The sequence below is a fragment of the Sphingomonas sp. SORGH_AS_0870 genome, assembly GCF_031453175.1.
In the GTDB taxonomy this organism is placed as follows: Bacteria; Pseudomonadota; Alphaproteobacteria; order Sphingomonadales; family Sphingomonadaceae; genus Sphingomonas.
Map to the genome: position 1 here is coordinate 3,715,182 of NZ_JAVIYW010000002.1, position 23,325 is coordinate 3,738,506.

24 protein-coding genes and 2 tRNA genes are annotated in these 23,325 nt (G+C 66.9%); 12 read left to right on the forward strand and 14 right to left on the reverse strand.

Translation table 11 applies throughout. From position 1 onward, the window contains the following. The first annotated feature begins 69 nt into the window (after window positions 1-69). Window positions 70-387: a 2Fe-2S iron-sulfur cluster-binding protein gene (locus tag QE363_RS17280; RefSeq protein ID WP_267434059.1), complete on the forward strand. Its 318-nt coding sequence runs from the start codon at window positions 70-72 to the stop codon at window positions 385-387. Between the two features lie 353 nt (window positions 388-740). Here the strand turns inward: QE363_RS17280 and rlmB are convergent, their stop codons facing one another. After that, complete coding sequence (gene rlmB / locus QE363_RS17285; RefSeq protein ID WP_307100665.1) at window positions 741-1,484, reverse strand: 23S rRNA (guanosine(2251)-2'-O)-methyltransferase RlmB; 744 nt, start codon at window positions 1,482-1,484, stop codon at window positions 741-743. After that, window positions 1,484-3,094 carry a M20/M25/M40 family metallo-hydrolase gene (locus QE363_RS17290; RefSeq protein WP_309697272.1) on the reverse strand — a complete coding sequence of 537 codons (1,611 nt, stop codon included), beginning with the start codon at window positions 3,092-3,094 and terminating at the stop codon, window positions 1,484-1,486. Before QE363_RS17290 ends, rlmB begins: the two co-directional genes overlap by 1 nt. A 167-nt stretch (window positions 3,095-3,261) precedes the next feature. Here QE363_RS17290 and QE363_RS17295 point away from each other — a divergent pair. The 5 genes from QE363_RS17295 to QE363_RS17315 all read left to right on the forward strand — a co-directional run bounded on the left by QE363_RS17295 (window position 3,262) and on the right by QE363_RS17315 (window position 4,829). After that, window positions 3,262-3,347, forward strand: a tRNA-Tyr gene (locus QE363_RS17295). Between the two features lie 42 nt (window positions 3,348-3,389). Further along, window positions 3,390-3,463, forward strand: a tRNA-Gly gene (locus tag QE363_RS17300). Window positions 3,464-3,575: 112 nt separating this feature from the next. Then, entirely contained in the window at window positions 3,576-3,884 is a 309-nt protein-coding gene (locus QE363_RS17305; RefSeq protein ID WP_309697274.1) for a polyhydroxyalkanoic acid system family protein, read from the forward strand. A gap of 103 nt (window positions 3,885-3,987) precedes the next feature. After that, window positions 3,988-4,440 (forward strand): DUF2721 domain-containing protein, encoded by a 453-nt coding sequence (locus QE363_RS17310; RefSeq protein WP_307100671.1) that lies wholly within the window; start codon window positions 3,988-3,990, stop codon window positions 4,438-4,440. Further along, window positions 4,437-4,829 carry a DUF4345 domain-containing protein gene (locus tag QE363_RS17315; protein ID WP_309697276.1) on the forward strand — a complete coding sequence of 131 codons (393 nt, stop codon included), beginning with the start codon at window positions 4,437-4,439 and terminating at the stop codon, window positions 4,827-4,829. The genes QE363_RS17310 and QE363_RS17315 overlap by 4 nt, the downstream gene beginning before the upstream one ends. Before the next feature lie 66 nt (window positions 4,830-4,895). On the opposite strand, the gene QE363_RS17320 is transcribed toward QE363_RS17315, so the two are convergent. Further along, on the reverse strand, window positions 4,896-6,239 hold the full coding sequence (locus QE363_RS17320; protein ID WP_309697278.1) for an amidohydrolase: 1,344 nt from the start codon (window positions 6,237-6,239) through the stop codon (window positions 4,896-4,898). 83 nt (window positions 6,240-6,322) lie between these two features. Here QE363_RS17320 and uvrB point away from each other — a divergent pair, with 83 nt between their 5' ends. After that, window positions 6,323-8,515: an excinuclease ABC subunit UvrB gene (uvrB, locus tag QE363_RS17325; RefSeq protein ID WP_309697280.1), complete on the forward strand. Its 2,193-nt coding sequence runs from the start codon at window positions 6,323-6,325 to the stop codon at window positions 8,513-8,515. A gap of 496 nt (window positions 8,516-9,011) precedes the next feature. Here the strand turns inward: uvrB and QE363_RS17330 are convergent, their stop codons facing one another. Further along, complete coding sequence (locus QE363_RS17330; RefSeq protein ID WP_309697282.1) at window positions 9,012-9,383, reverse strand: PRC-barrel domain-containing protein; 372 nt, start codon at window positions 9,381-9,383, stop codon at window positions 9,012-9,014. Between the two features lie 129 nt (window positions 9,384-9,512). Here QE363_RS17330 and QE363_RS17335 point away from each other — a divergent pair, with 129 nt between their 5' ends. Then, on the forward strand, window positions 9,513-10,046 hold the full coding sequence (locus QE363_RS17335) for a hypothetical protein (RefSeq protein WP_309697284.1): 534 nt from the start codon (window positions 9,513-9,515) through the stop codon (window positions 10,044-10,046). Between the two features lie 391 nt (window positions 10,047-10,437). Here the strand turns inward: QE363_RS17335 and QE363_RS17340 are convergent, their stop codons facing one another. The 4 genes from QE363_RS17340 to ruvB form a co-directional block, all read right to left on the reverse strand. Beyond that, a complete protein-coding gene (locus QE363_RS17340) occupies window positions 10,438-11,709 on the reverse strand; it encodes a hypothetical protein (protein WP_309697285.1) in 1,272 nt (423 codons plus the stop codon). Beyond that, complete coding sequence (locus QE363_RS17345; protein WP_309697287.1) at window positions 11,706-12,440, reverse strand: hypothetical protein; 735 nt, start codon at window positions 12,438-12,440, stop codon at window positions 11,706-11,708. The genes QE363_RS17340 and QE363_RS17345 overlap by 4 nt, the downstream gene beginning before the upstream one ends. Window positions 12,441-12,444: 4 nt before the next feature. Next, complete coding sequence (locus tag QE363_RS17350; protein WP_309697289.1) at window positions 12,445-13,656, reverse strand: toxic anion resistance protein; 1,212 nt, start codon at window positions 13,654-13,656, stop codon at window positions 12,445-12,447. A gap of 304 nt (window positions 13,657-13,960) precedes the next feature. Further along, window positions 13,961-14,986: a Holliday junction branch migration DNA helicase RuvB gene (gene ruvB / locus QE363_RS17355; protein WP_309697291.1), complete on the reverse strand. Its 1,026-nt coding sequence runs from the start codon at window positions 14,984-14,986 to the stop codon at window positions 13,961-13,963. Between the two features lie 182 nt (window positions 14,987-15,168). On the opposite strand from ruvB, the gene QE363_RS17360 reads away from it, so the two are divergent. Continuing rightward, entirely contained in the window at window positions 15,169-16,071 is a 903-nt protein-coding gene (locus QE363_RS17360; RefSeq protein ID WP_309698234.1) for a 2-hydroxyacid dehydrogenase, read from the forward strand. A gap of 16 nt (window positions 16,072-16,087) precedes the next feature. Here QE363_RS17360 and ruvA read toward each other — a convergent pair whose 3' ends face one another. From ruvA to QE363_RS17380, 4 genes are all read right to left on the reverse strand, one after another. Beyond that, window positions 16,088-16,687 (reverse strand): Holliday junction branch migration protein RuvA, encoded by a 600-nt coding sequence (gene ruvA, locus QE363_RS17365; protein WP_307100688.1) that lies wholly within the window; start codon window positions 16,685-16,687, stop codon window positions 16,088-16,090. Window positions 16,688-16,983: 296 nt separating this feature from the next. Continuing rightward, on the reverse strand, window positions 16,984-17,502 hold the full coding sequence (gene ruvC, locus QE363_RS17370; RefSeq protein ID WP_309697292.1) for a crossover junction endodeoxyribonuclease RuvC: 519 nt from the start codon (window positions 17,500-17,502) through the stop codon (window positions 16,984-16,986). Window positions 17,503-17,605: 103 nt separating this feature from the next. Next, entirely contained in the window at window positions 17,606-18,349 is a 744-nt protein-coding gene (locus QE363_RS17375) for a YebC/PmpR family DNA-binding transcriptional regulator (protein WP_307100692.1), read from the reverse strand. 27 nt (window positions 18,350-18,376) lie between these two features. After that, window positions 18,377-18,916: a DUF1003 domain-containing protein gene (locus QE363_RS17380; protein WP_309697295.1), complete on the reverse strand. Its 540-nt coding sequence runs from the start codon at window positions 18,914-18,916 to the stop codon at window positions 18,377-18,379. 69 nt (window positions 18,917-18,985) lie between these two features. Between QE363_RS17380 and QE363_RS17385 the strand changes: the two genes are divergently transcribed. Together QE363_RS17385 and QE363_RS17390 are read left to right on the forward strand one after the other, a co-directional pair. After that, window positions 18,986-20,449 (forward strand): ATP-binding protein, encoded by a 1,464-nt coding sequence (locus QE363_RS17385; protein ID WP_307100696.1) that lies wholly within the window; start codon window positions 18,986-18,988, stop codon window positions 20,447-20,449. A 10-nt stretch (window positions 20,450-20,459) separates the two neighbouring features. Next, the gene (locus tag QE363_RS17390) at window positions 20,460-20,966 is read left to right on the forward strand and encodes a hypothetical protein (RefSeq protein WP_309697298.1); all 507 of its coding nucleotides are present in this window, start codon (window positions 20,460-20,462) and stop codon (window positions 20,964-20,966) included. Here QE363_RS17390 and QE363_RS17395 read toward each other — a convergent pair. Beyond that, window positions 20,912-21,172, reverse strand: coding sequence for a DUF2312 domain-containing protein (locus tag QE363_RS17395; RefSeq protein WP_261268946.1), 261 nt, complete (start codon window positions 21,170-21,172; stop codon window positions 20,912-20,914). The two genes, QE363_RS17390 and QE363_RS17395, sit on opposite strands and share 55 nt — an antisense overlap. Window positions 21,173-21,343: 171 nt before the next feature. Continuing rightward, window positions 21,344-21,646: a DUF1244 domain-containing protein gene (locus QE363_RS17400; RefSeq protein ID WP_261268945.1), complete on the reverse strand. Its 303-nt coding sequence runs from the start codon at window positions 21,644-21,646 to the stop codon at window positions 21,344-21,346. A 71-nt stretch (window positions 21,647-21,717) separates the two neighbouring features. Here QE363_RS17400 and pyk point away from each other — a divergent pair, with 71 nt between their 5' ends. After that, entirely contained in the window at window positions 21,718-23,187 is a 1,470-nt protein-coding gene (gene pyk / locus QE363_RS17405; protein WP_309697301.1) for a pyruvate kinase, read from the forward strand. Window positions 23,188-23,325: the final 138 nt, after the last annotated feature.

A 23,325-nucleotide genomic window follows, 5' to 3' on the forward strand; every position in this document is an offset into this window, starting at 1 on the left:
GATGCTTGATCCGCGCGTTCAGGCCCGGCAGAGGCGCTTTCGACATCAGGGCCGACAAGGAGAATGGACATGCCCAAGCTTATCGTCGTGACCCGCGACGGGGAAGAACGCGAAATCGACGGCGAGGCCGGTCTGTCGGTGATGGAAGTCATCCGCGATGCAGGCGTCGACGAATTGCTGGCGCTGTGCGGCGGGTGCTGCTCGTGCGCGACCTGCCATGTCCATGTCGATCCCGAATTCGCCGGCACGCTGCCCGCGATCGGGCCGGACGAGGACGATCTGCTCGATTCGACCAGCGAGCGCGACGCGACCTCGCGGCTGTCGTGCCAGCTGCCCTTCGGCGCGGCACAGGACGGGATGCGGGTGCGGATCGCGGCGGAGGACTGACGGCGCATTGCGCGTGAACGTCGAGGGCGGGGTTTCGGCCCCGCCTTTTTTGTTCGCGCGGAGACGCGGAGATGATGGGTTTGGCCGCGAGGCCATTCCATCCCCTCAGGCCGTCGCAAAGTCTGCCGGTCATGATGGCGGGCTTCGATCACCCGGAGCCGGACATCTCCGCGTCTCCGCGTGAAACCCGTGGCCTTCGACTTCGCTCAGGCTGAACGGAGTTTGGGGATCATAGCCACCCATACCAACATCCGTTCAGCCTGAGCGCAGTCGAAGGCCACGCTCCGCCGTCGACAACGATCCGCTCCGCGCGCAAAAAAAGGCGGCAGGACCAGACCCGCCGCCCCAAGACATCACCGCGCCGCCACCGCGTAGAGGGCGATCGCCGCCGCGTTGGAGACGTTCAGGCTCTCCACCTTCGGGCTGATCGGCAGCTTGGCGAGCTCGTCGCAATGCGCCTCGGTATTCTGGCGCATTCCCTCGCCCTCGGCGCCCAGCACGATGCAGATGCGCTGCGTGCCCATCGCCTCGGCCAGCGTCTGGTTCGCATGGCCGGTCAAGCCGATCCGCCAGAAGCCCGCCTCCGCGATCTCCTCCAGCGCGCGAGCGAGGTTGACGACGCGGATCCACGGCACCGTCTCCAGTGCCCCGCTGGCCGAACGCGCGACCGTGCCCGATTCGGGCGGCGCGTGCCGGTCCTGGGTCACAATCCCCAGCGCGTCGAACGCGGCGGCCGAGCGCAGGATCGCGCCGACATTGTGCGGATCGGTCACCTGGTCGAGCACGACCAGCGGCCGCCGGTCGTCCTGCCCCTCGTGCAGCAGATCGCCCAGCCACATGTCCTCCAGCGGATCGACCTCCGCCACCAGGCCCTGGTGCGGCGCGTCGGCGGGGACCAGGCGGCCCAGATCGGCCACATCGGCATAGGTGATCGGCACCACCGGCGGCAGGTCGAGCGCGGCCAGCGCCTCGCGCGTGCCCCAGATCTTGCGCACGGTGCGGTTGGGGTTGGCGAGCGCCGCCGTGACCGCATGCCGCCCCCAGAAGCGCGGGCGGTTGGAAGAAGCCTGGCTGGGGCGATGTCCTCGGCGTGCCATCAGTCGTCGGTATCCGTATATGCAAAGGGGTTGGTCGATGCCGGTTCGGTCGGCACCGGCGGACGCGGCAACGCCTTGTCCGCATTCGCCGCCGCGAGCAAGACCCCCGCGAGCACGACCGAGGCCTGGCGCATATCCTCCCCCTTCAAATGATCGAAGGTGTCGGCCGAGCTGTGATGGATGCGGCTGCCATAGTCCAGCGGGTCCTGGATGAACTGGAAGCCCTGCACGCCGACCGCCTGCATGAAGACATGGTCGGTGCCCCCCGTCGTCCGCTGGACGACATTGCCCGCCCCCATCGAGGCATAGGGCGACAGCCATTCCTTCAGCATCGGCACCGCCGCCGGATTGTTCTCGGCATAGAGCCCGCGCAGCTTGCCCGAGCCATTGTCGATGTTGAAATAGGCGGCGAGGTCACCGTAACCCGGCTTGGGCGTGATCGGCCAGCGATTGGTCCAGCCATAATAGCGCTTCAGGCCCGTCTGCGGCGCATCGCCCGGCCGCCCGCGCGTCGCCAGATGCTGCTCGACATAGGCCATCGAGCCGAGAATGCCCTGCTCCTCGCCCGACCAGAGCGCGAAGCGGATGGTCCGCCGGGGCCGCTGGCCGGTAGCAGCCAGGATGCGCGCGGCCTCCATGACCATCGCGCTGCCCGCCGCATTGTCGGCCGCGCCGTCGCCCGCGACCCAGCTGTCGAGATGCGCGCCCGCCATCACATAGCCCGCCTTGGGATCGGTGCCGGGAATTTCGGCGATGATGTTATAGGCGTTCTCGTCGCTGTCATCGTACCGCACATCGCTCAGCACCTCGATGGTGGGCGCGGGGCCGACCTTGGCGAGCCGTGCGAGGCGGCGATAATCCTCGGCGGCCAGCTCGATCCCCGGCACCGCGGGCGTCTCGCCGCGTCCGAACAGATAGCCCTCGCCATGGAGCAGCTTGCCGTCGCGATAGCTCTGCGTGACATAGGCGACCGCGCCCTCGGCCTTCAGAAAGGCGTCGAGCTTCTGCGCGAAGTCCAGCCGCTTCATCCGGCGGTCGGCGCTTTCGGGATCATGCTCGGGCTGGACATAGAGGTCGAGCTTGGCGATGTCCTCGCCCGACAGGCGGCGGAAGGGCGCGGTGCCGGGTTCATCGCCGGCGCCGGGCAGCGACACCATCACGATCTTGCCGCGCAGCTGGCCCCGGTACTTGTCGAAGTCGCGCTCACGCTTCATCGGCGCGACGATCACCGGGGCGGTCACCGCCCCGTTGGTGGCGGGCGTCCAGGCGATCGGGATCGCGGTCAGCTGCAACGGGCGGGGCGAGACCATCCGCACGCTCGCCCGCTCGATCGACCAGCCGCGCCCGAAGGCGAAACCTTCCTTATGGACGTTCTTCAGCCCCCATTTGGCGAATTGCCCGGCGGTCCAGGCTTCGGCGGTGCGCATCGCGGGGCTGTTGGTCATGCGCGGGCCGATCACGTCGGTCAGATGCTGGGCGGTCTGCATCGCCTGGCTGTGATTCATGCCCTCGTCGATGATCCGGTTGGCGGCGGCACGATCCTGGGCGGAGGCGGCGGTGACGGGCAACAGGGCGGCCGCCGCGACGGCGGCGAGCAGGGAAACGCGCATCGAAATGAAAACCCCCAGGTAACTGATATGGGACAGAGGCTATGTCCCGGTCCCGGGCGATGCAAGCGAGTGATCGCACATTCCGGCCAAAAAACCCGCAAAACGGCGTTGACAGCCGTGCTTTGCTTCGGCATTTGGCGCGCCTCGCTCCGATGGAGTGACACCCCGGAAGGGTGGCCGAGTGGTTAAAGGCAGCAGACTGTAAATCTGCCCGCGTGAGCGTACACTGGTTCGAATCCAGTCCCTTCCACCATCCCCGCCGATCGGCTAGGGTCGATAGCGGCGCTGGATCTGAGCGGGTATAGCACAATGGTAGTGCAGCAGCCTTCCAAGCTGAATACACGGGTTCGATTCCCGTTACCCGCTCCATTCTCCCCGACCGTGCATCAGCCTAACGATCTGAATAATTTGCCGTTCGCCGCTTGACGTTCACGTAAAGCGCCGCCACTCCGCCCGTTCACCGGACGAGAGGATTTGCGCCATGGCATCGGTCAATTTCGACATCCCCCACGAACTGGGCCATGCCGAGGCGCGCCGCCGGATCGAGCAGGGCCTGCCCAAGCTGGAATCCAAGATTCCCGGCGGCGGACAGGTCTCCTCGGAATGGGTCGCCGATGACCGGCTGATGCTGACCATCATCGCGATGGGACAGACGGTGAAGGCCGACATGGCGGTCGCCGACCGTGCGATCACCGGCACCGTCACCATCCCGATGATGCTGTCGATGATGGCGGGGTCGATCGGCGAGTTCGTGAAGACCAGCGCCGAAAAGATGCTGGCCAAGGGCTGATCGCCCGAAAGGTTCCTCCGCGAATTCGGTGACGGGCAGCCCCGTGGCGGGGCAGCACTTCCCCCTTGCCCGACCGCGCACGACACGCCACCATTTCGCGGACATGCCTACCCTTCCCGCCGTCGCCACCATCGCCCAGACCATCCAGCTGTCGCTGGCCCCCGTCTTCCTGCTCGCCGCCATCGGACAGCTGCTGAACGTCCTGGCGGGGCGGCTGGCGCGGGTGATCGACCGGGCGCGCGGGCTGGAGATGATGATCCACAAGATCGATCACGGCCCCGACCTGCTGCGTCACAAATGGGAGTTGCGGCTGCTCGACCGGCGCATGTCGATCATCAACGCCGCGCTGTTCCTGGCGGTGTCGAGCGCGGTCATGGCCTGCATCGTGATCGCGGTGCTGTTCATCGCCAATCTGGGCAAATTCCATATCGGCACCTGGATCGCGCTGGCCTTCATCCTGTCGGTCAGCCTGCTGACGCTGTGCCTGATCGCCTTCATGGTCGAGGTGCGCATCTCGCTGCGCGCGATCCATGTCCGCAAGGAGATACTGGATTGATCGCCGAGCGTCGCGCGCTGCAGGCGGTGGTTGCGATCGCCTGTCTGGTGCCGCTGTCGATCGGGGGGATCAGCGTCGTCAGGGGGCCCGGCTGGCTGGGCCATGCGCCGTCGATCCCGGCCGATCTGGACAGCCAGTTCCGCTATGTCTCGGGCATCTTCCTGGGCCTGGGGCTCGCCTTCGTCACCTGCGTGCCCGCGATCGAGCGCAAGGGCGCGCGCTTCCGCCTGCTGGGCGCGCTGGTGATCGCGGGCGGCATGGCGCGGGCGCTGTCCTGGGCGATCGTCGGCGCGCCCTCGACCGGCCATCGTCTGGGGCTGGCGATGGAACTGGGCGTCGTCCCGCTGCTGATGCTGTGGCAGGCCCGCGTCGCACGCCGCCGTCGCTGATCCAGCCGCAGCGTCGCGATACGGGCGGGCGGCCGCGCGACGACCGCCCTGTTCCACGCCGACGGGTCAGAGCGACGCCGTCGCCCCCGGCTTCAACAGATCGAGGATCGCCGCCGTCGTCGCCACCGCGCCGGTCACGATCGAGGGCTCGGGCGCGATCCTGAACTGGGGCGAATGGTGCGACGCGATCGCGGGCCCACCCGCCTTCGCCGCCGCCAGCGCCGCGGCGGGCGTGCCGCCGACCGACAGATAATAGCCGCGCACCCCACTGTCCGGCTGGACCAGATAGGCGAAGTCCTCCGCCCCCATCCCCTTCTGCTCGAACGGCGTGACATGATCCGCCCCGAAGGTCGCCGCCATCACCGCGTTCAGCCTTTTGGCCAGCGCGGCGTCGTTGATCGTGGTCGGCGTCCCCTCGGTCACGGTCACGACCGGCATCTTGTCCTCGGGCATGCCGTTCATCTCGCCCACCCCGCGCGCGACCCGCTTGATACCCGCCAGCAGCCGCGCCCGCTCCGCCTCGTCATTGGCGCGCACCGTTACCTGGAGCTTCGCCTGGTCGGAGATGATGTTGTGCTTCAACCCGGCATGGAAGGAGCCGACCGTGATGACGCCGGGCTTGAGCGGCTGCTGCTCGCGGCTGATCAGCCCCTGGAGCGCCACGACCAGTTGCGAGGCCATATAGACCGGGTCCTTGCCCATATGCGGGCTCGCCCCGTGCGCGCCGATGCCCGGCACCGTGATGTCGACCGAATCGGACGAGCTGTACTGGATGCCCTCCGACGCCGACACGGTGCCCGCCGCGCGCTCGGCATCGACATGGAAGGCGACCGCATAATCGGGCTTGGGGAAGCGGCTATAGAGCCCGTCCGCCACCATCGCCTTCGCCCCGCCGACGCGTTCCTCGGCGGGCTGGACGATGAAGACCACCGTGCCCCGCCAGCGATCCTTGAGCGCCGCCAGCCGCCGCGCGGTCGCCACCATCGCGGTGATGTGCGTGTCATGGCCGCAGGCGTGCATCACCGGCGCCTCCACCCCGTCCACGCCCACCTGTCGCACGGTCGAGGCATTGGCGAGCCCTGACTTCTCCTCGACCGGCAGGCCGTCCATGTCGGCGCGCAGCAGCACGACCGGCCCCGCGCCGTTCTTCAGGACGCCGACCACGCCGGTCCCGCCGACCTTCTCGGTCACGACCATACCCGGCACCGCGCGCAGCTCGGCGGCCATGCGCGCACTGGTCTTCACCTCGCGAAAGGACAGTTCGGGGTTGCGGTGGAACCAGTCCCAGAGCTTGCCCAGATCGCGGTCGTAATCCGCCTTCACCGCGGCGGCATAATCGGGCTCGGCAAGCGCGGGCGCGGCGGCCAGCATCAGAGAAGCGGTCACCAAGAGAGCGGCGGCGTGGCGCATGATATCCCCTTTTCGCGTTTTTCCGCGATGCTAACCCAGATCGACGGGTGACGAAACGGGAACAGATACCCATATTCGCATCCATGGCGATCCAGATCCGCACCACCCTAGACGAGCCCGAAACCGGGGTCAGCTTCATCCCCCACCGCCCGTCGCGCCCCGAAAAGGCCGAAGGCGGCAAGCGGTTCGAGCTGGTGACGGACTATACGCCGAACGGCGACCAGCCCGCCGCGATCCGGGAACTGACCGCGGCGGCGCGCGCGGGCGACAAGGATCAGGTGCTGCTGGGCGTCACCGGCTCGGGGAAGACCTTCACCATGGCCAAGGTCATCGAGGAGTTGCAGCGCCCCGCGCTGATCCTGGCACCCAACAAGATCCTGGCGGCGCAGCTCTATGGGGAGTTCAAGAACTTCTTCCCCAACAACGCCGTCGAATATTTCGTCAGCTATTACGACTATTACCAGCCTGAGGCCTATGTGCCCCGTTCGGACACGTACATCGAGAAGGAAAGCTCGATCAACGAGTCGATCGACCGGATGCGCCACTCGGCGACGCGCGCGCTACTGGAGCGCGACGACGTCATCATCGTCGCCTCGGTATCGTGCCTTTACGGTATCGGCTCGGTCGAAACCTATTCGGCGATGATCTTCGACCTGAAGAAAGGCCAGAGCGTCGACCAGCGCGAGATCATCCGCAAGCTGGTCGCGCTCCAGTACAAGCGCAACGACGCCGCCTTCATGCGCGGCAATTTCCGGGTGAAGGGCGACAATCTCGAAATCTTTCCCTCGCACTATGAGGATTCGGCCTGGCGTATCTCGTTCTTCGGGGACGAGATCGAGGAGATCGTCGAGTTCGATCCGCTGACCGGCAAGAAGGTCGCGCATCTCAACTCGGTGCGAATCTACGCCAACAGCCACTATGTGACGCCCGGCCCGACGATGAAGCAGGCGGTCGAGGCGATCAAGTTCGAGCTGGCCGAGCGGCTGAAGGAGCTGGAGATCGAGGGCAAGCTGCTGGAACGCCAGCGACTGGAGCAGCGCACCAATTTCGACCTGGAGATGATCGCCGCGACCGGCAGCTGCAACGGCATCGAGAATTACAGCCGCTTCCTGACCGGCCGCCTGCCCGGCGAGCCGCCGCCCACCCTGTTCGAGTATCTGCCCGAAAACGCCGTGCTGTTCGTGGACGAGAGCCATGTCACCATCGGCCAGATCAACGGCATGTCGCGCGGCGACCATCGGCGCAAGATCACGCTGGCGGAATATGGCTTCCGGCTCCCTTCTGCGATCGACAACCGGCCGCTGCGCTTCAACGAATGGGACGCGATGCGCCCGCAGACGGTCAGCGTCTCCGCCACGCCCGGCAATTGGGAGATGGAGCAGACCGGCGGCGTCTTCGTTGAACAGGTCATCCGCCCCACCGGACTGATCGACCCGCCGGTCGAGATCAAGCCGGTCGAGGAACAGGTGCAGGACCTGATCATCGAGGCGCGCAAGACGACCGAACTCGGTTACCGCACCCTCGTCACCACGCTGACCAAGCGGATGGCGGAGGACCTGACCGAATATATGCACGAGGCAGGGATCAAGGTCCGCTACATGCACTCCGACGTCGAGACGCTGGAGCGTATCGAGCTGATCCGCGACCTGCGCCTGGGCGTGTATGACGTGCTGATCGGCATCAACCTGCTGCGCGAGGGGTTGGACATTCCCGAATGCGGGCTGGTCGCGATCCTCGACGCGGACAAGGAAGGCTTCCTGCGCTCCGAGACCTCGCTGATCCAGACGATCGGGCGCGCGGCGCGCAACGTCGATGGCCGCGTGATCCTGTACGCCGACCGGATCACCGGATCGATGGAACGCGCCATGTCGGAAACGTCACGGCGTCGCGAGAAGCAGATGGCCTATAATGCCGAACACGGCATCACGCCGCAGACGATCCGCCGCCAGATCGGCGACATCATTGCGCATGTGGCGTCGGGCGATCAGGTGACCGTGCCGATCGACGAGGACCGTCCGCACATGGTCGGCCACAATCTGCGCGCCTATATCGAGGAACTGGAAAAGAAGATGCGCAAGGCCGCCGCCGACCTCGAATTCGAGGAAGCGGGCCGGTTGCGCGACGAGATCCGGCAGCTGGAGAATGAGGAACTGGGCCTGCCCGTCCATGAGCAGAAGGCCCCGATCATGGGTCGCTCCAACGAGGGCAAGCCGGGAACGCGCAAGACGCGGTTCGGCAAGAGCAAGAAGTTCGCGAGCGGGCGCAAGGCGAACTGACCCAAGGGGCAACCGCCCCATGTGAAACGCCCCATGAGGCACGCATCCCGCTTCCCCAAACCCGCCCCTCCCGCAAGCGGGAGGGGATGGGGGAGGGCCCGCGCCGCAAGGGCTCAGGGTCGGAACTGTTCGTGACCCTAACGCGAATGTTGCAGGAACCCCAGGTCGCGTCAGGGCCGAGCGACATTCCGCAGTGCCTTTTCCTCCCCTCGCCCCTCACAGAGGGGAGAGGGTTGCGCAGACTTGGCCTTTGCGAATGCAAAGGCTTAGTCGGAGCTGGGTGAGGGGGCGAGCGCGCGAGCCTCTGGGCTCGCTCGCCCCCTCACCCAAGCTGGACCTGTTTGGCCTAAGCCCCTCCCCAACCCCTCCCCCTGCCGGGAGAGGGGCTATCGGGTAACGCGGGGCGAAAGGCGTCGGGGCGTATCGATCGCCATTATTCGGGCATTCGAACAAAGCGGGCATACGGGGGAACCCCCGCAAACCGCGCTTCCGCCCCTCACCCCAGGTCGAGATTCTCCGTCGTCACGCCATAATAGCCCGCCACCCGATCGGCATAGGCCTGGTCGAAGATCGGCGCGTTATTGGCCCAGCTCGGACCGCCTTCCAGCAGGCGGCGGTCGACGGTGATGACATATTGGTCGTTCACCGGATCGAACTGCAACAGGCTGAACGGCACCGGGTAAAAGCTCTTGCCCATGCCCAGGAAACCGCCCAGCGCCAGCACCGCATGCGTCGCGCGGCCCGATCGCTTGTGGACCATGAAGGAATAGACGCTGCCGATCGTGTCGCCGTCGCGGCTCTCCAGCTTCAGCGTGCCCGCAACATTGGACTGGACCAGGATCAGGGTCGGCGTATCGTGATCGGCCATTCTTAACCTCCGTTTATCGCCCTTCAAACCCGCCAGGGCGAGGCCGGGTTCCGGTGCCCGCCGCAACGGCACGGCCTGCCGCAGCACGGGGTTGAGCGATAGTTGATGCTCGCCCATAGGCTGGGGGCGATGCGTCGCTTGTCACTTGCCCCCCTCGCCACGACGATGGTCGCGGCGGCCGCCCTGTCGGGCTGTATCCCCGCCACCCGCCCCGAGGCCGCTCCGCCGGTCCGTCACACGCCCCGCCCGGCTCCGCAGCCGCCCGCCCCGCGCCACGTGCTGGGCTCCGACTGGCGCGATTGGCCGCTGACGCCCGGCGACTGGCGCTATCGGCGCACCGCGCAAGGGTCGACCGCGGTGTTCGGTACGGCGGGGGTCACGCGGCTGGCGCTGACCTGCGATCCGCGCACCCGCCAGATCAGGCTGGACCGCCCCGCCTCGGTCGCCGGGAGCATCACCGTCCGCACCTCCAGCACGACCAAGGTATTGACCGCGCGCGCCGTCGCGACGGGGGCGGAAATCCTGCTGCCCGCCGCCGACCCGCTGCTCGACGCCATGGCGTTCAGCCGGGGGCGGTTCACGATGGAACAGGCGGGCCAGGTGCCACTCGTCATCCCCGCCTATGCCGAGATCGGACGCGTGATCGAGGATTGTCGGGGCTGAGTCCCTGCCGTTTGGCGGGCGCAAGATGCTCGGCCAAACATCGTTGCATTACAAGTCTTGTTTATCGACTTTCGACTACGCACATTGCGGTTGCGCACTTTGAAAGGGCGCGTTGGCTATCCACTAGCGAAAGGAGGTGATCCGATGTCTCATGGTTCAGCAAGGGGGTCGGTTCAGTTCGTTCGGGGGGCCGGTCTCTGACATCGATGGATGCGGTCCGGGGGGTATTCTCCCCCAATCAACGGCCGTGTCTGATGTCATGAGGCCCGCATGGTCTCCCGGGCTGGAGCTCTCCGGCCGCTGACCATGTTTAGGGGTTGCCGGGGCCGTCGCGATGACGTCCCGGCAGCCTCTTTTCATATGTGGGGCAGACGGGACGGCGGCGTCCGCGTCACGGCTTTGCCGGAGCCGGGTCCCGCATCACCAGCCGCAGCGGCTTGTCCCCCGGCACCATCAGCGACGGCGCATCCTCGCCCGCGCGGACCAGCACCTGATCGACCGGAATCGCATCGTCGCTCTCGCCCGCAATGAACGCCTGCACCAACCGCTCGCCCTTTTTGGGCAGGAACCCCGCCGGGATCGCCATCGCCCGCCGGTTCATTGCCGCGAGCCAATCGGGGCGGCCTTTCACCCAGCGAGTGACAGGATGATAGACTTGAAGGTCCACTGCACCGGCATATTGGCCCACCGTCATGGGATGATCGCCGTCGAACAGCACCACCGACCGCGTCACATTTCGGGCTGCCAGAGCGCGTCGCGCCAGCCCGTTGGAATCGTCCATCAGCGGGCCTAAGTTGGTCTGATCGATGGTCAGCGGATCGATGCCGGTCTTGGCCTTCAGCCGCGTCGCCATCCATTGGCTCTTGCCGTCATCCCCATCATCGATTGGCTGCTCGGTCACATGGCTGAAACCGACATAGACGAAGAACTTTGCCTTGGGATCGGCGGCCAGCGCCTGGGCCAGATGATTGGCCTGCGCCTCCTCGCGCCGGGCGATGCTCTCGGCCCGGCCGCGCGGCTGCCCCCGCTCTTCGCCCGTCTGTTCGTAGCTTAGCGGCCGATAACCCAGCGCTAGCGACTGGCGCGCGAAATCGCCGAAGACGGGATCATGCGTATAATAGCCCGTCCTCTGTATCGGATAGCCCTGCTTGGCCAGCTTCGACATGGCGACGCCCTTGTCGCCGACCATGAAGGTTTCCGCCGCCAGGACGGAATAGCCCAGCGGTTGAAGCGCCCGCGCTACCTCTAGCGCGAAGGCACGATCGCGTGGGAGTCCGTGATTTTCGTTGAGAATGACCACACGGGTCTTGGCGGCACGCGCAACGATCTCGGAAATCGCATCCCGCAAGGTCGCCCCCGCCACGCGCTCCGCCATGGCCTTGGCCTCTGCGTCCTCGGCAGGGGACGGCTCCGGATCGACCGGCTCAGCGGTCATCAACGTGTACAGTTCCGCCCATTGATCGTGGACAAAGCCAGCCTTAGGCTTGCCCGCCGCATCGAAAGCCAGTGGACGTAACGCCTCGGCCGCGTCCAGATAACGACCGGTATCGAGCCGATCCCCCGCAGCGCTGGCGACCGCGAAATCCGCCTTGCTCGGCCCGTCCTGCGCCGTCGCGGCGGTGGAGAGCATCATCAACACCACCACCGCCGCGCGCCGGATCATTCCGCTCTTTCCTCGCGATATTTCATTTCCAGGAAGCGTCCGCGCGTCGACAGGCTGTCGAGATCGGCCTGGGCCAGACGCTGGGTCATGTCGCCAATCTCCTGTTCGATCAGCTTCAATCCGTCGACCAGCTGCGCATCCGGCGTCCGCCCGTTGCGCTCGACCCGGCGAAGCGGCTCGGGCACGCGCTCATAATCGCGCAGAAAGGCGGGCAGCTGCTCGCCGATCAGGCGGCGGACCTCCATCGCCTCGGCGGTATCGTTGTCGACTCCGGCCAGCTGCGGCGACAGCGTGTCGAGCCGCTGGCCGATCCGGTCGACCAGTTGCACGGCGGGCGCGGGCAGCAAGGGGCGCTGCGCCTCCAGCCAGCGTTCGGTCTGGGCGGGCAGCGCCTTGATATCGACCTGCGCCAGCCTGGCCGGGCTGGGCGCGCGCGCGGCCGGGGCCAAGGCGATCGCCAGCGTCACCGCGATCATCAGCATCATCGCCGCCAGCGCCCCGAAAATGCCGATGCCGCCGGGCAGGATCAGCCCGGTCACCATCGCCGCGATCAGGATGACGGCATTGGCGACCGCGATCAGGATCACGCGTTGCAGGGCCGAGCGCGCGCGGCGGCGCACCCGCTTGACGGTCTGCTGCGCGGACCCGCGATAATCCTGCGAGATGCGCGCCATCACTTCGCGCGCACGCTCGATCTGGGCATCGACCTCGTTCGAGCGGGGTGTGGTCACGACCTTACAGCGCCTCCAGCTTGAACGACGACGATGCGCCGCCGGTCAGTTGCGGGTTCTGCGCCCCCTCGGCCCGCGCGATATAGCCCTTCGACTTCTCGACCTCGTTGCCCAGCGTCGTGACGGTGGTCTTCATCGAATCGAGCGCCTTCAGCTTGAAGCTGTCGATCGCGTCCATCGTGTCATAGATATTCTGGAAGGCGCGTTGCAGCGTCTCCAGCGGGATGGTCGAGGCCGCCGCCTGCTCATGGATCTGCGCGGTCTGGCTGCGCAGCAGCTTGCCGGTCGAATCGATGATGTTGGCGGTGGTCGAGTTGAGCGCGGTGATCTGGTCGAGCACCAGCTTCTGGTTGGCCAGCGCCTGCGCCACGGTGACCGCGGTGCGCAGCGCGGAGACGGTGGTGGTCGAGGCGCGGTCGACGCCCTTCACCAGCTCGACATTGTTCTTCTTGACCAGATCGAGCGCCAGATAGCCCTGCACCGTGACCGCCATCTGGGTCAGCAGGTCCTGCGTTCGCTGGCGCGTGTAAAAGAGTGCGGTCTCGCGGATCGCCTTGGCCTTGGCGGGATCGGTGTGATCCAGCTCGTTGGCCGTATCCTCCAGCTTGGCGTCCATCGTCTTGGACAGATGGATCATCTGCTCCAGCCGCCCCATCGCCGACCACAGGTTCGCCCGCTCGGTATCGATCGCGGCATTGTCCATCAGCAGTTCGTCGCGGCCCGAGGCCAGGCTCTTCAGGATCGCGGCGATATGCGTCTGGGACGAGCGATAGCCGTCGAAATAGTCGCGCATCTTGTTACCGAAGGGCAGGATGCCCAGCAGCTTGCGCGGGGCGGAGAGATTGCCCTGGCGACCGGGATCGAGGCTTTCGACCACGCGGCGCAACTCGGTCAGGTCCTTGCCTACCCCGGTCTCGCCGTCCATCGCCTTGACCGGGCGGTCGAGGAAGCGGTTGGACTGGCTGGCGGCCTCGCGAATTTCCTTCTGCCCCATGGCGGTGATCGCATCGACGCGGCGGCCGAATTCGGGGCTGTTGACGTCCTGTGCGATCAGTTCGGCGACGAAGCCGTCGACCTTCTGCTCCAGCTGGCTGCGGGTCTTGTCGTCGACCGGGACCAGCCCCGCGGCCTGGGACGGCGCCACCGTCGGCACGGGATCGGGCGGTGTCAGGGTCAGCCCCTTTTCCCCGGTCACAGTCTCGGCGGTCGTGGCCATTACGCGTCTCCAAATACCTCGCCGCCTAGTGTGGAGGGGATGGCCGCGCGGTTCAAGTGTATTAACCGCATAATACTATGCCAGGCGTTTTCCATCTGTTCGACGGGATCAACGAAACCGATGCGGCAAGGCTTCGTTGGATGGCGGCGGCCCGGCTTCTCCGGATGGCCTGCCGATCATGCAGGATGGCGACGACACTCCCGCCCGGTCCAGCCGACCGAGGGTCGAGCCGAGTTATACCCTGCCTGGCCCCTGCCGGTCGTCTGACCGGCGGGGGTCCTTTTCGAAAGGTCCTGCCCGCCCCTCAGGCGTCGAACAACCCGTCCTGCGACCCCACCGGCGGGTTCAGCCCCAGATGCTTCCATCCGCCCGCATTCAGGATACGCCCCCGCGCCGTCCGCGCCAGCAGGCCGAGCTGGATCAGATAGGGCTCGATCACCTCCTCGATCGTGTCGCGCGGCTCGGACAGTCCGGCGGCGAGCGTTTCCACCCCCACCGGGCCGCCGCGATAGACATCGGCGATCATCGTCAGATAGCGCCGGTCCATCGCATCCAGCCCCAGCGAGTCGACCTCCAGCCGGTTGAGCGCCTGGTCGGCGGCGGCGGCATGAACGATCTCATGCCCCGCCACCGTCGCGAAGTCGCGCACCCGGCGCAGCAGCCGCCCCGCGATACGCGGCGTCCCGCGCGACCGGCGCGCGACCTCGACCGCGCCGTCCTCGGCGATCGGCAGGTCGAGCAGCCGCGCGGCGCGGGTCACGACGCGGGTCAGTTCGGCGACCGTATAGAATTGCAGGCGGACCGGGATGCCGAAGCGATCGCGCAAGGGCGTGGTCAGCAGCCCCTGGCGCGTCGTCGCCCCGACCAGCGTGAAGCGCGGCAGGTCGATCCGTACCGAGCGCGCCGACGGCCCCTCGCCGATCATCAGGTCGAGGACGCGGTCCTCCATCGCGGGGTAGAGGACTTCCTCGACCGCGGGTTGCAGGCGGTGGATCTCGTCGATGAACAGGACGTCGCCATCCTCGAGATTGGTCAGCAGCGCGGCGAGGTCGCCCGACTTGGCGATGACCGGGCCCGAGGTCGCGCGGAACCCCACCCCCATCTCGCGCGCGATGATCTGCGCCAGCGTCGTCTTGCCCAGCCCCGGCGGGCCGAAGAACAGCACATGGTCCAGCGCGTCGCCGCGCCCCTTCGCCGCCTGGATGAAGACGCGCAGATTGTCGCGCGCGGCCTGCTGGCCGACAAACTCGTCCAGGCTCTTGGGGCGAAGCGCGGCGTCGACATCCTCGGGACGGCGGCTGGCGGACAGAAGACGGTCTTGGTCGGTCACGACACGCGCCCTAGCGGCTGGACGGCGTGGCTGTCGAGCAGCGGAAGAAAGGCAGAAACGGCGAACATTGCACGAACATAGCAGCCTGTGGCCGACAGGGACAGCCATGGCGTCACCGGCCGCGCGACCCAGCCCGTTGCGCTTGCCTCATGTGGCGGACTTTCGCCGCAAATCGCGCTAGACTGGCGGGCATGCCGCACGACCTCTTCCTGGCCACGTCCATTCCGCCCGCGCTGGAACTGGCGCTTGCCGAGCGCTTTCAGCTTCATCGCGACGACGCCCCGCCCTCGACCCGCGCGATCGTCGGCGGCGGGATGATGACGGTGGACCAGGCGCTGCTCGACCGGCTGCCCGCGCTGGAGATCATCGCGGTGCACGGCGTCGGCCATGACCGGATCGACCGAGAGGCGGTGGCCGCGCGCGGCATCCGCATCGCGATCACCCCCGATGCGCTGACCGAGGATGTCGCCGACCAGGCGATCGCGCTGTGGCTAGCGGTCGAGCGCCGGGTCGCCGCCAACGACCGGGCGATGCGGATGGGCAACTGGACGGTTCCGCTGGGCCGACGCGCGAGCGGGCGACGGATCGGCATCTTCGGGCTGGGCCGGATCGGCCAGGCGATCGCCCGGCGCGCCGAGCCCTTCGCCAGCGAAATCCTCTACACCGCCCGCTCGGCCAAGCCCGTATCCTGGCGATTCGTCCCCGACCCGGCGCAGCTGGCGGCGGAGAGCGACGTGCTGATCCTCGCCGCGCCGGGCGGGGCGGACACGCACCATCTGGTCGATGCGGCGATGCTCGACCGGCTGGGGCCAGAGGGGGTGATCGTCAATATCGCGCGCGGCAGCCTGATCGACGAGGAGGCGCTGATCGCCGCGCTGGAGGCGCACCGGATCGCGGGTGCGGGGCTGGACGTGTTCGCCGAGGAACCCGACGTGCCCTATGCGCTGCGCCGGATGAACCATGTCGTGCTCGCCCCGCATCAGGGCAGCGCCACGCGCGAAGCGCGGGCCGAGATGGCGGCGATGGTGGTCGCCAATCTGGAGGCGCATTTCGCGGGACGCGAGCCGCCGGGGTTGCTGGATTAAGGGGCGCCCCCCGCCCCTATTTGGCCGCCTTGCGCAGTGCCAGCCGCACCAGCGCATCGAGGGTCGCGCCCGCGCCCAGTTCCTCCTCGGCCGAAGCCACCGCCGCGCTTGCCTCGGCGGGGCGGAAGCCCAGGTTGAGCAGCGCCGACACCGCATCCGCGCCCGCCCCGACCGGGGTCGCCGCACCGCCGCCCGATCCGGGCGCCAGGACGATGCCGCCGACCTTGTCCTTCAACTCCATCACGATCCGCTGCGCCAGCTTCGGCCCGACGCCATTGGCGCGCGCGACCATCGCCTTGTCGCCGCTGGCGATCGCACGCATCAGGTCGGCGGGCTCCAGCGCCGACAGGATGGCCAGCGCCACCCGCGACCCCACGCCCTGCACCCCGGTCAGCAATCGGAACCAGTCCCGCTCGTCCGCGCTGGCGAAACCGACGAGGCGGATCGAATCCTCGGACACCAGCATCTCGGTATGCAGCATCGCCGCCTCGCCCACCGGGCCGATCGAGGATAGCGTGCGCGCCGAGGCGCCGACCAGATAGCCGACCCCCCCGACATCGATCACCGCATGGTCGATGCCGGTGGAGTCCAAACGTCCCTTGAGATGCGCGATCATGGCGACGGATTAGAACAAAACGGGGGTTTCGTCACGCCCCTCGCCGATGTTGCTAGTGGGACGGGTTCACGCGAAGCCGCGATGGCGCGAAGAATGAAGAGGAAGAGGTTTTTCGCGCAGAGGCGCGGAGGACGCGGAGGCGGCGTCCTGTTGGGCGAAGCCCAGGCTATACCATCAACCGTAGAGATAGGAGGGCCGCTGGCGCGGCATACCAACCATCTCTGCGTCCTCTGCGCCTCCGCGCGAACAAACCTCTTCTTCTTCGCGCCATCGCGACTTCGCGCGAACCACACCCCTTAAAAAGCAGAAGTCCGCCGCTGCATCGCCCGCGCGCTCGCCAGATGGTGGGCATGGGTGATCGCCACCGCCAGCGCGTCCGCCGCATCCGGCCCCGCCAGCTTCACGCCGGGGAGCAGGTGGCCGACCATCGCCTGCACCTGTTTCTTGTCCGCGCCGCCGGTGCCGACCGTCGCCTTCTTGACGATGCTCGGGTGATATTCGCCGACGATCAGCCCGGCCTGCGCCGCCGACAACAGGACGATGCCGCGCGCCTGGCCCAGCTTCAGCGTGGACTGCGCGTTGCTGTTGCCCAGCACCTCTTCCACCGCCGCGCCGTCGGGCTGTTGCTGGCGGATCACGTCGTAGAGCGCGGCGTGCAGGTTCGCCAGGCGGCGGGGGAGCGGCATCGACGGCTCGGTCTTGATCTGGCCGTTGGCGACATGGCGCAGGCGGTTGCCCTCCGCCGCGATCACCCCCCAGCCGGTGGTGCCGAGACCGGGGTCGAGGCCGAGGATGATGGCGGGGGGTGGGGTCATGACGGACTTTCGGGAGGGGTTATCTTGCGCGTGGCTTGCCCCTCCACCACGCGGCCATGCCGCGCGGTCCCCCTCCCCAAGCCGAGCTTGGGGAGGAATAGGGTTAGCCGAGCTTTTCCATCACTTCGTCGGAGACTTCGTAATTGCCCCAGACGGTCTGGACGTCGTCGTCGTCGTCCAGCGTGTCGATTAGCTTGAACAAAGTAGCCGCCGCCGCTTCGTCGACCGCGACCATGGTCTGCGGACGCCAGGCCAGCTTGGCGCCTTCCGCCTCGCCCAGCACGGGCTCCAGCGCCTTGGCGACTTCGTGCAGATCGGCCTGCGCGGTCCAGATTTCGTGGCCGTCCTCGGTGGAGGTCACGTCCTCGGCCCCGGCTTCCAGCGCCGCCTCGAACACCTTTTCGGCGTCGCCCGCGCTGGCGGGATAGTTGATCAGGCCCATCCGGTCGAAGCCGTGGCTGACCGAACCGGCGGTGCCCAGATTGCCGCCATTCTTCGACACCGCGGTGCGCACATTGGTCGCGGTGCGGTTGCGATTGTCGGTCAGCGCCTCGATGATCAGGCTGACGCCGCCGGGGCCGAAGCCCTCATAGCGGATTTCCTCGTAATTCTCCCCGTCGCCGCGCGAGGCCTTGTCGATGGCGCGCGCGATATTGTCCTTGGGCATCGAGGCCGCCTTGGCCGCGTTGACGGCGGCGCGCAGACGCGGATTCATGTCCGGGTCGGGGGTGCCCATCTTGGCCGCGACGGTGATTTCGCGGGAAAGCTTGGAAAATGCCGCCGAGCGCTTCTTATCCTGCGCGCCCTTGCGGTGCATGATGTTCTTGAATTTGCTGTGGCCTGCCATCGGTGCCTCGTAAAATGATCGCGCTCTCTACGACCGCGCAAGGGCTTTTGCCAACCCGTCGATCTTCGCCTCCAGCGAGTCGAGTCGTTCGACGACCGTGCTGTCCAGCTTGTGATGCAGCCGCAATATGTCGATCTCGGCGCGCAAATTGGTGCGATAGTCGAGGCTGGCGGCCAGCCGATCCTTGGCCGATTGCCGGTTCTGGCTCATCATGATGACCGGTGCCTGGATCGCCGCCAGCGTCGAGAGCATCAGGTTGAGGAAGATGTACGGATAGGGATCGAAGACCAGCCCGAAATGGCCGAGCACGTCCGAATTCAGCAGCATCCAGCCGAGCAGGATCACCGAAAAGGTGATGATGAAGCCCCAGCTTCCGCCGACCGCCGCCACCCGATCGGCCAGTTTCTCGCCCCAGGTCGAGCTTTCGTCCGCGACGTCGGCGGCGTCGCGGGTGCTCAGCTGGCCCGACTCGATGTCGGCGATGACCTGGCGTTCTTCCTCGTCCAATTCGTGCGCGGGCTTGCCCAGCGTACGGCGGGCGATTTCGGCGGCGGTCGACAGGGCCATGTTCGGTCGCTCCCTCGGGGAATCAAATGCCTTGCTCCTTGGGGCGTTGATCGGCCAAACGCCAGAGTCATGACGGTACGCGTGGATATGGGAACCGATGAGCGTGGCTCGTCGGTGCCGATCGATCTTGAGGAACTGCTGGCAACCCGGCTGCTGGTGCAGGGCAATTCGGGGTCGGGAAAGTCGCATCTGCTGCGCCGCCTGCTCGAGAAATCGGCGGGCCAGGTGCAACAGGTGGTGATCGACCCCGAGGGCGATTTCGTCACGCTTTCCAAGGCCTATGGCCATGTCGTGATCGAGGCGGGCGACTATGCCGAGCGCGAGGTCGGGCGGTTCGGCGCGCGAATCCGCGAACATCGCGCCTCGGTGGTGCTGAGTCTCGAGGGACTCGAGATCGAGGGTCAGATGCGCTGCGCCGCGACGTTCCTGAACGCGCTGTTCGATGCGCCGCGCGAGCATTGGTATCCCGCGCTGGTCGTGGTGGACGAGGCGCAGCTCTTCGCGCCCACCACCGGCGGCGAAGTGTCGGAGGAGGTCCGCCGCGCCTCACTCTCCGCCATGACCAATTTGATGTGTCGTGGGCGCAAGCGTGGCCTGGCGGGGGTGATCGCGACCCAGCGACTCGCCAAGCTGGCCAAGAACGTCGCCGCCGAGGCGTCCAACTTCCTGATGGGCCGCACCTTCCTCGACATCGACATGGCGCGCGCCGCCGACCTTTTGGGCATGGAGCGGCGGCAGGCCGACTCGATCCGCGACTTGGCGCGCGGCACCTTCCTGGCGCTGGGGCCCGCCGTCTCGCGGCGGCCGATCACGGTGAAGATCGGCGCGGTCGAGACTTCGGCGCGGTCCGGCAGCCCCAAGCTGACCCCCCTGCCCGACGCGCCGCCGCCCGATTTGCAGGAACTGCTCTTCGCGCCGGTCGAGGAAGCGCCGACCCTGCCCATGACCTTCGACCCGCGCCCGCGCCGGGTGCCCGCCGAGGAACTGATGGCCGATCTCGGCCGCCCGCCTCTGCCCACCACCGCCGCGCCGCCCGCGCCGGAAATGGACGAGGGCGAGGTCGAGGCGATCTACGAACAGGTGCTGCGCGCGATCGTCGAGGACCCCGAATCGACCTTCCGCCCCGCCTCGGTGCTGTTCCAGGATTTCCAGGTGCGGTGCCGGATGGCGGGGCTTGCGCGGCCGCCGCTCGACCTGAACGGCTTTGCCCGGCGGCTGTCCTGCGCGCGGGCGGGGATTTTCGATGTCAACGATCCCGACTGGCAGGAGGCGCTGGCGCTGGCCGGGATGCTGCCCGACGACATGCTGGGCGCGTTCCTGCTGGTCGCGCGCGCGGCGCGGGAGGGCCTGCCCTGCCCGCCGGATACCAAGATCGCCGAGACCTATGGTACCAGTTCGCTCGGCCGGGTGAAGCGGCTGATCGCCTATATCGAGAGTCGCGACCTGTTCGTGTGCCGCACCGACCTGACGGGGAAACGGTCGATCACGATTCCGCGGCTGGGCTGGACAACCCAGGCGGCGGAGATGGGGTGAGGGTTTGCCCTTGGCCTTCGACTTCGCTCAGGCTGAACGGACGTTGGGGGTTACGGCCGATAAAAACCTTGGTTCGCGGCTATGGCGCAGGCCAACGCCCTACCTCTCGCGACGTTTTGCTGGCTTGTCGTCATCACGGCGGATCTTCTGTTCCAACAGCATCGCAAGCAATTGGTCTGACCAGCATAGCGCGATGATGGCGGGAACAGCCAGAACAGCCAAAAGCCCCATCGTTTCCTCTTCGCCCAACGTCGACATCCCGCGCGACGATATGCCGGTCTTCAAGAAAATGTCAGCCTGGCGTGCACCTTTTCGCCTGAAACGCAAATTTCCTTACGTCGCCCCACCCCCGTTCAGCCTGAGCGAAGTCGAAGGCCACGCCCTGCCGCCTGCCATCAACAAAAAGGGCGACGGAGCCAAAAGCCCCGCCGCCCTTCGCATCCTGAAACCAGAAAACCGGGATCAGATCATGCCCAGCGCCTTCATATACACTTCGAGGATCGCTTCCTCTTCCTGATATTCCTCGCGCTTCTTCTTGCGGATTTGCATGATCTTCTTGATCGCCTTCGGATCGTAACCGCGCGCCTTGGCTTCGGCGAAGACGTCCTTGATGTCGTCCGAAATGCCCTTCTTCTCTTCTTCCAGCCGCTCGGCCCGCTCGATCAGCAGGCGCAGCTCGTCGGCCGTCACATTGCCGCTGCTGTCGTAATTGTCGTCCGCCATCGTCTTAACCCTCTGAATACCGATAGGCCCGCATGACCGAATCCATGTCGCGGCCCGTACCTGCCCCCTCAATCAAGCGAAGGTCGGTCTGGCGCGGCCGGATCAGGCCCCATGTCGGGATCGGCGGCGGGTCTAGGCGCTTAACGCGACGGGCTCAAGCGGGCATGTTCGTCAGGCGTTCTTCTTCACGCTTTCGGCCATGCGCGCCAGCTGCTCGGGCGTCGCTTCGCCCTGATGCTGCGCCTTCCACTGGTCATAGGGCATGCCATAGATCGCTTCGCGCGCGGTCGCCTTGTCGACCCCTGCGGCCTCGCCCACCCAGTCGGACAGGCAGTTGCGGCAAAAGCCCGCCAGCCCCATCAGGTCGACATTCTGCGCATCGGTCCGGTGGCGCAGATGCAGGACCAGCCGCCGAAAGGCCGCCGCCGCCGCATTGTCATCGATTGCATTCAACGCATCCACTGCATCGGCCATATTCGTCTCTCCAAGGTTGATCGCGCCGCATTAGGCTTTAGGACGCACCCAGAAAAGAAGCAGGATGTAAGATGACCCAGGCCCTCCCCCCGCGTTCGCGAAAAGTCCGCGTTCTTGCCACGCTTGGCCCGGCCAGCAGCGATCCCGAAATGATCGCCACCCTGTTTCAGGCAGGGGCCGACGCCTTCCGAATCAATATGAGCCATGGCGACCAGCAGTCCAAGGTTCCGCTGATCCAGGCGATCCGCGCGCTCGAGGAGCGGTTCGGTCGCCCGACCACGATCCTCGCCGATCTTCAGGGGCCGAAGCTGCGCGTCGGCAAGTTCGCCGAGGGTAAGGTGATGCTGGAAACCGGCAGCACCTTCGTGCTCGACCGCGATCCGACGCCGGGCGACGCCACCCGCGTCGAGCTGCCCCACAAGGAAATCTTCGCCGCGATCGAGCCGGGCGCGCGCCTGCTGCTCGACGACGGCAAGCTGGTGCTGCGCGTCGCCTTCCATGACGAGCAGAAGATCACGACGCTGGTCGAGGTCGGCGGCGCGCTGTCGAACAACAAGGGGCTGAACGTTCCCGACGTGGTGCTGCCCATGGCCGCGCTGACCGAGAAGGACCGTTCGGACCTGGCCTTCGCGGTCGAGCAGGGCGTGGACTGGATCGCGCTGTCCTTCGTCCAGCGGCCCGAGGATCTGATGGAGGCGCGCGGGCTGATCAAGGGTCGCGCCGCGCTGCTCGCCAAGATCGAGAAGCCGCAGGCGATCGACCGGCTGGAGGAAATCGTCGAGCAGTGCGACGGCGTGATGGTCGCGCGCGGCGATCTGGGCGTCGAGCTGCCGCCCCAGGCCGTCCCGCCGCTCCAGAAGCGCATCGTCGAGGTGTCGCGCCGCATGGGCCGCCCGGTCGTCGTGGCGACCCAGATGCTCGAATCGATGATCCAGAGCCCCTCACCCACCCGCGCCGAGGTGTCGGACGTGGCCACCGCCATCTATGACGGCGCCGATGCGATCATGCTGTCGGCCGAGTCGGCGGCGGGCGCCTGGCCGGTCGAATCGGTCGCGATGATGAATGCGATCGGCGTGTCGGTGGAAAACGATCCCGGTCACGGCGACCGCGTCCACTTCACCGCGATGACCCCCGACCCGACCACCGCCGACGCGCTGGCGGCGGCGGCGGCGGGCATCTCGCGCACCGTGTCGTCCAAGGCGATCATCTGCTTCACCTCCAGCGGCTCGACCGCCCGCCGCGTCGCGCGCGAGCGGCCCTCGGTGCCGATCCTGGTCCTGACGCCGCAGCTGGAAACGGCGCGCCGCCTGGGCCTGCTCTGGGGAACGCATGCGGTCCATACCCGCGACGTCGAGTCGTTCGAGGAGATGGTCGCCAAGTCCAAGCGCATGGCGCTGCGCCACGGCATTGCCGAGGCGGGCAACCAGGTCGTGCTGATGGCGGGCGTCCCCTTCCGCACGCCGGGATCGACCAACGTCTTGCACGTCACCCGCATCATGGGCGACGAGCTGGCCAATTATGGCGACCAGGCGGAAGCGTAAGTTTCCGCGCCTGGGCGCATGAACAGTCAAGGGCGGCGGGGCGAATGCTCCGTCGCCCTTTTCCATGCGACATCACCAACGCCGGACAAGAAAAAAGCCAGCGCCGTAGCGCTGGCCTTATCTGGTGCAGACATGACT

Coding starts and splice junctions, on each gene's coding strand:
- QE363_RS17280 (WP_267434059.1), top strand. CDS start 70: ATGCCCAAGCTTATCGTCGTGACCCGCGACGGGGAAGAACGCGAAATC.
- ruvC (WP_309697292.1), bottom strand. CDS start 17,502: ATGACCCCACCCCCCGCCATCATCCTCGGCCTCGACCCCGGTCTCGGC.
- QE363_RS17400 (WP_261268945.1), bottom strand. CDS start 21,646: ATGGCCGATGCAGTGGATGCGTTGAATGCAATCGATGACAATGCGGCG.
- ruvA (WP_307100688.1), bottom strand. CDS start 16,687: ATGATCGCGCATCTCAAGGGACGTTTGGACTCCACCGGCATCGACCAT.
- QE363_RS17330 (WP_309697282.1), bottom strand. CDS start 9,383: ATGGCCGATCACGATACGCCGACCCTGATCCTGGTCCAGTCCAATGTT.
- QE363_RS17335 (WP_309697284.1), top strand. CDS start 9,513: ATGCGTCGCTTGTCACTTGCCCCCCTCGCCACGACGATGGTCGCGGCG.
- QE363_RS17350 (WP_309697289.1), bottom strand. CDS start 13,656: ATGGCCACGACCGCCGAGACTGTGACCGGGGAAAAGGGGCTGACCCTG.
- QE363_RS17380 (WP_309697295.1), bottom strand. CDS start 18,916: ATGGCCCTGTCGACCGCCGCCGAAATCGCCCGCCGTACGCTGGGCAAG.
- QE363_RS17305 (WP_309697274.1), top strand. CDS start 3,576: ATGGCATCGGTCAATTTCGACATCCCCCACGAACTGGGCCATGCCGAG.
- QE363_RS17290 (WP_309697272.1), bottom strand. CDS start 3,094: ATGCGCGTTTCCCTGCTCGCCGCCGTCGCGGCGGCCGCCCTGTTGCCC.
- uvrB (WP_309697280.1), top strand. CDS start 6,323: ATGGCGATCCAGATCCGCACCACCCTAGACGAGCCCGAAACCGGGGTC.
- rlmB (WP_307100665.1), bottom strand. CDS start 1,484: ATGGCACGCCGAGGACATCGCCCCAGCCAGGCTTCTTCCAACCGCCCG.
- QE363_RS17340 (WP_309697285.1), bottom strand. CDS start 11,709: ATGATCCGGCGCGCGGCGGTGGTGGTGTTGATGATGCTCTCCACCGCC.
- QE363_RS17385 (WP_307100696.1), top strand. CDS start 18,986: ATGACGGTACGCGTGGATATGGGAACCGATGAGCGTGGCTCGTCGGTG.
- QE363_RS17320 (WP_309697278.1), bottom strand. CDS start 6,239: ATGCGCCACGCCGCCGCTCTCTTGGTGACCGCTTCTCTGATGCTGGCC.
- pyk (WP_309697301.1), top strand. CDS start 21,718: ATGACCCAGGCCCTCCCCCCGCGTTCGCGAAAAGTCCGCGTTCTTGCC.
- QE363_RS17375 (WP_307100692.1), bottom strand. CDS start 18,349: ATGGCAGGCCACAGCAAATTCAAGAACATCATGCACCGCAAGGGCGCG.
- QE363_RS17310 (WP_307100671.1), top strand. CDS start 3,988: ATGCCTACCCTTCCCGCCGTCGCCACCATCGCCCAGACCATCCAGCTG.
- QE363_RS17395 (WP_261268946.1), bottom strand. CDS start 21,172: ATGGCGGACGACAATTACGACAGCAGCGGCAATGTGACGGCCGACGAG.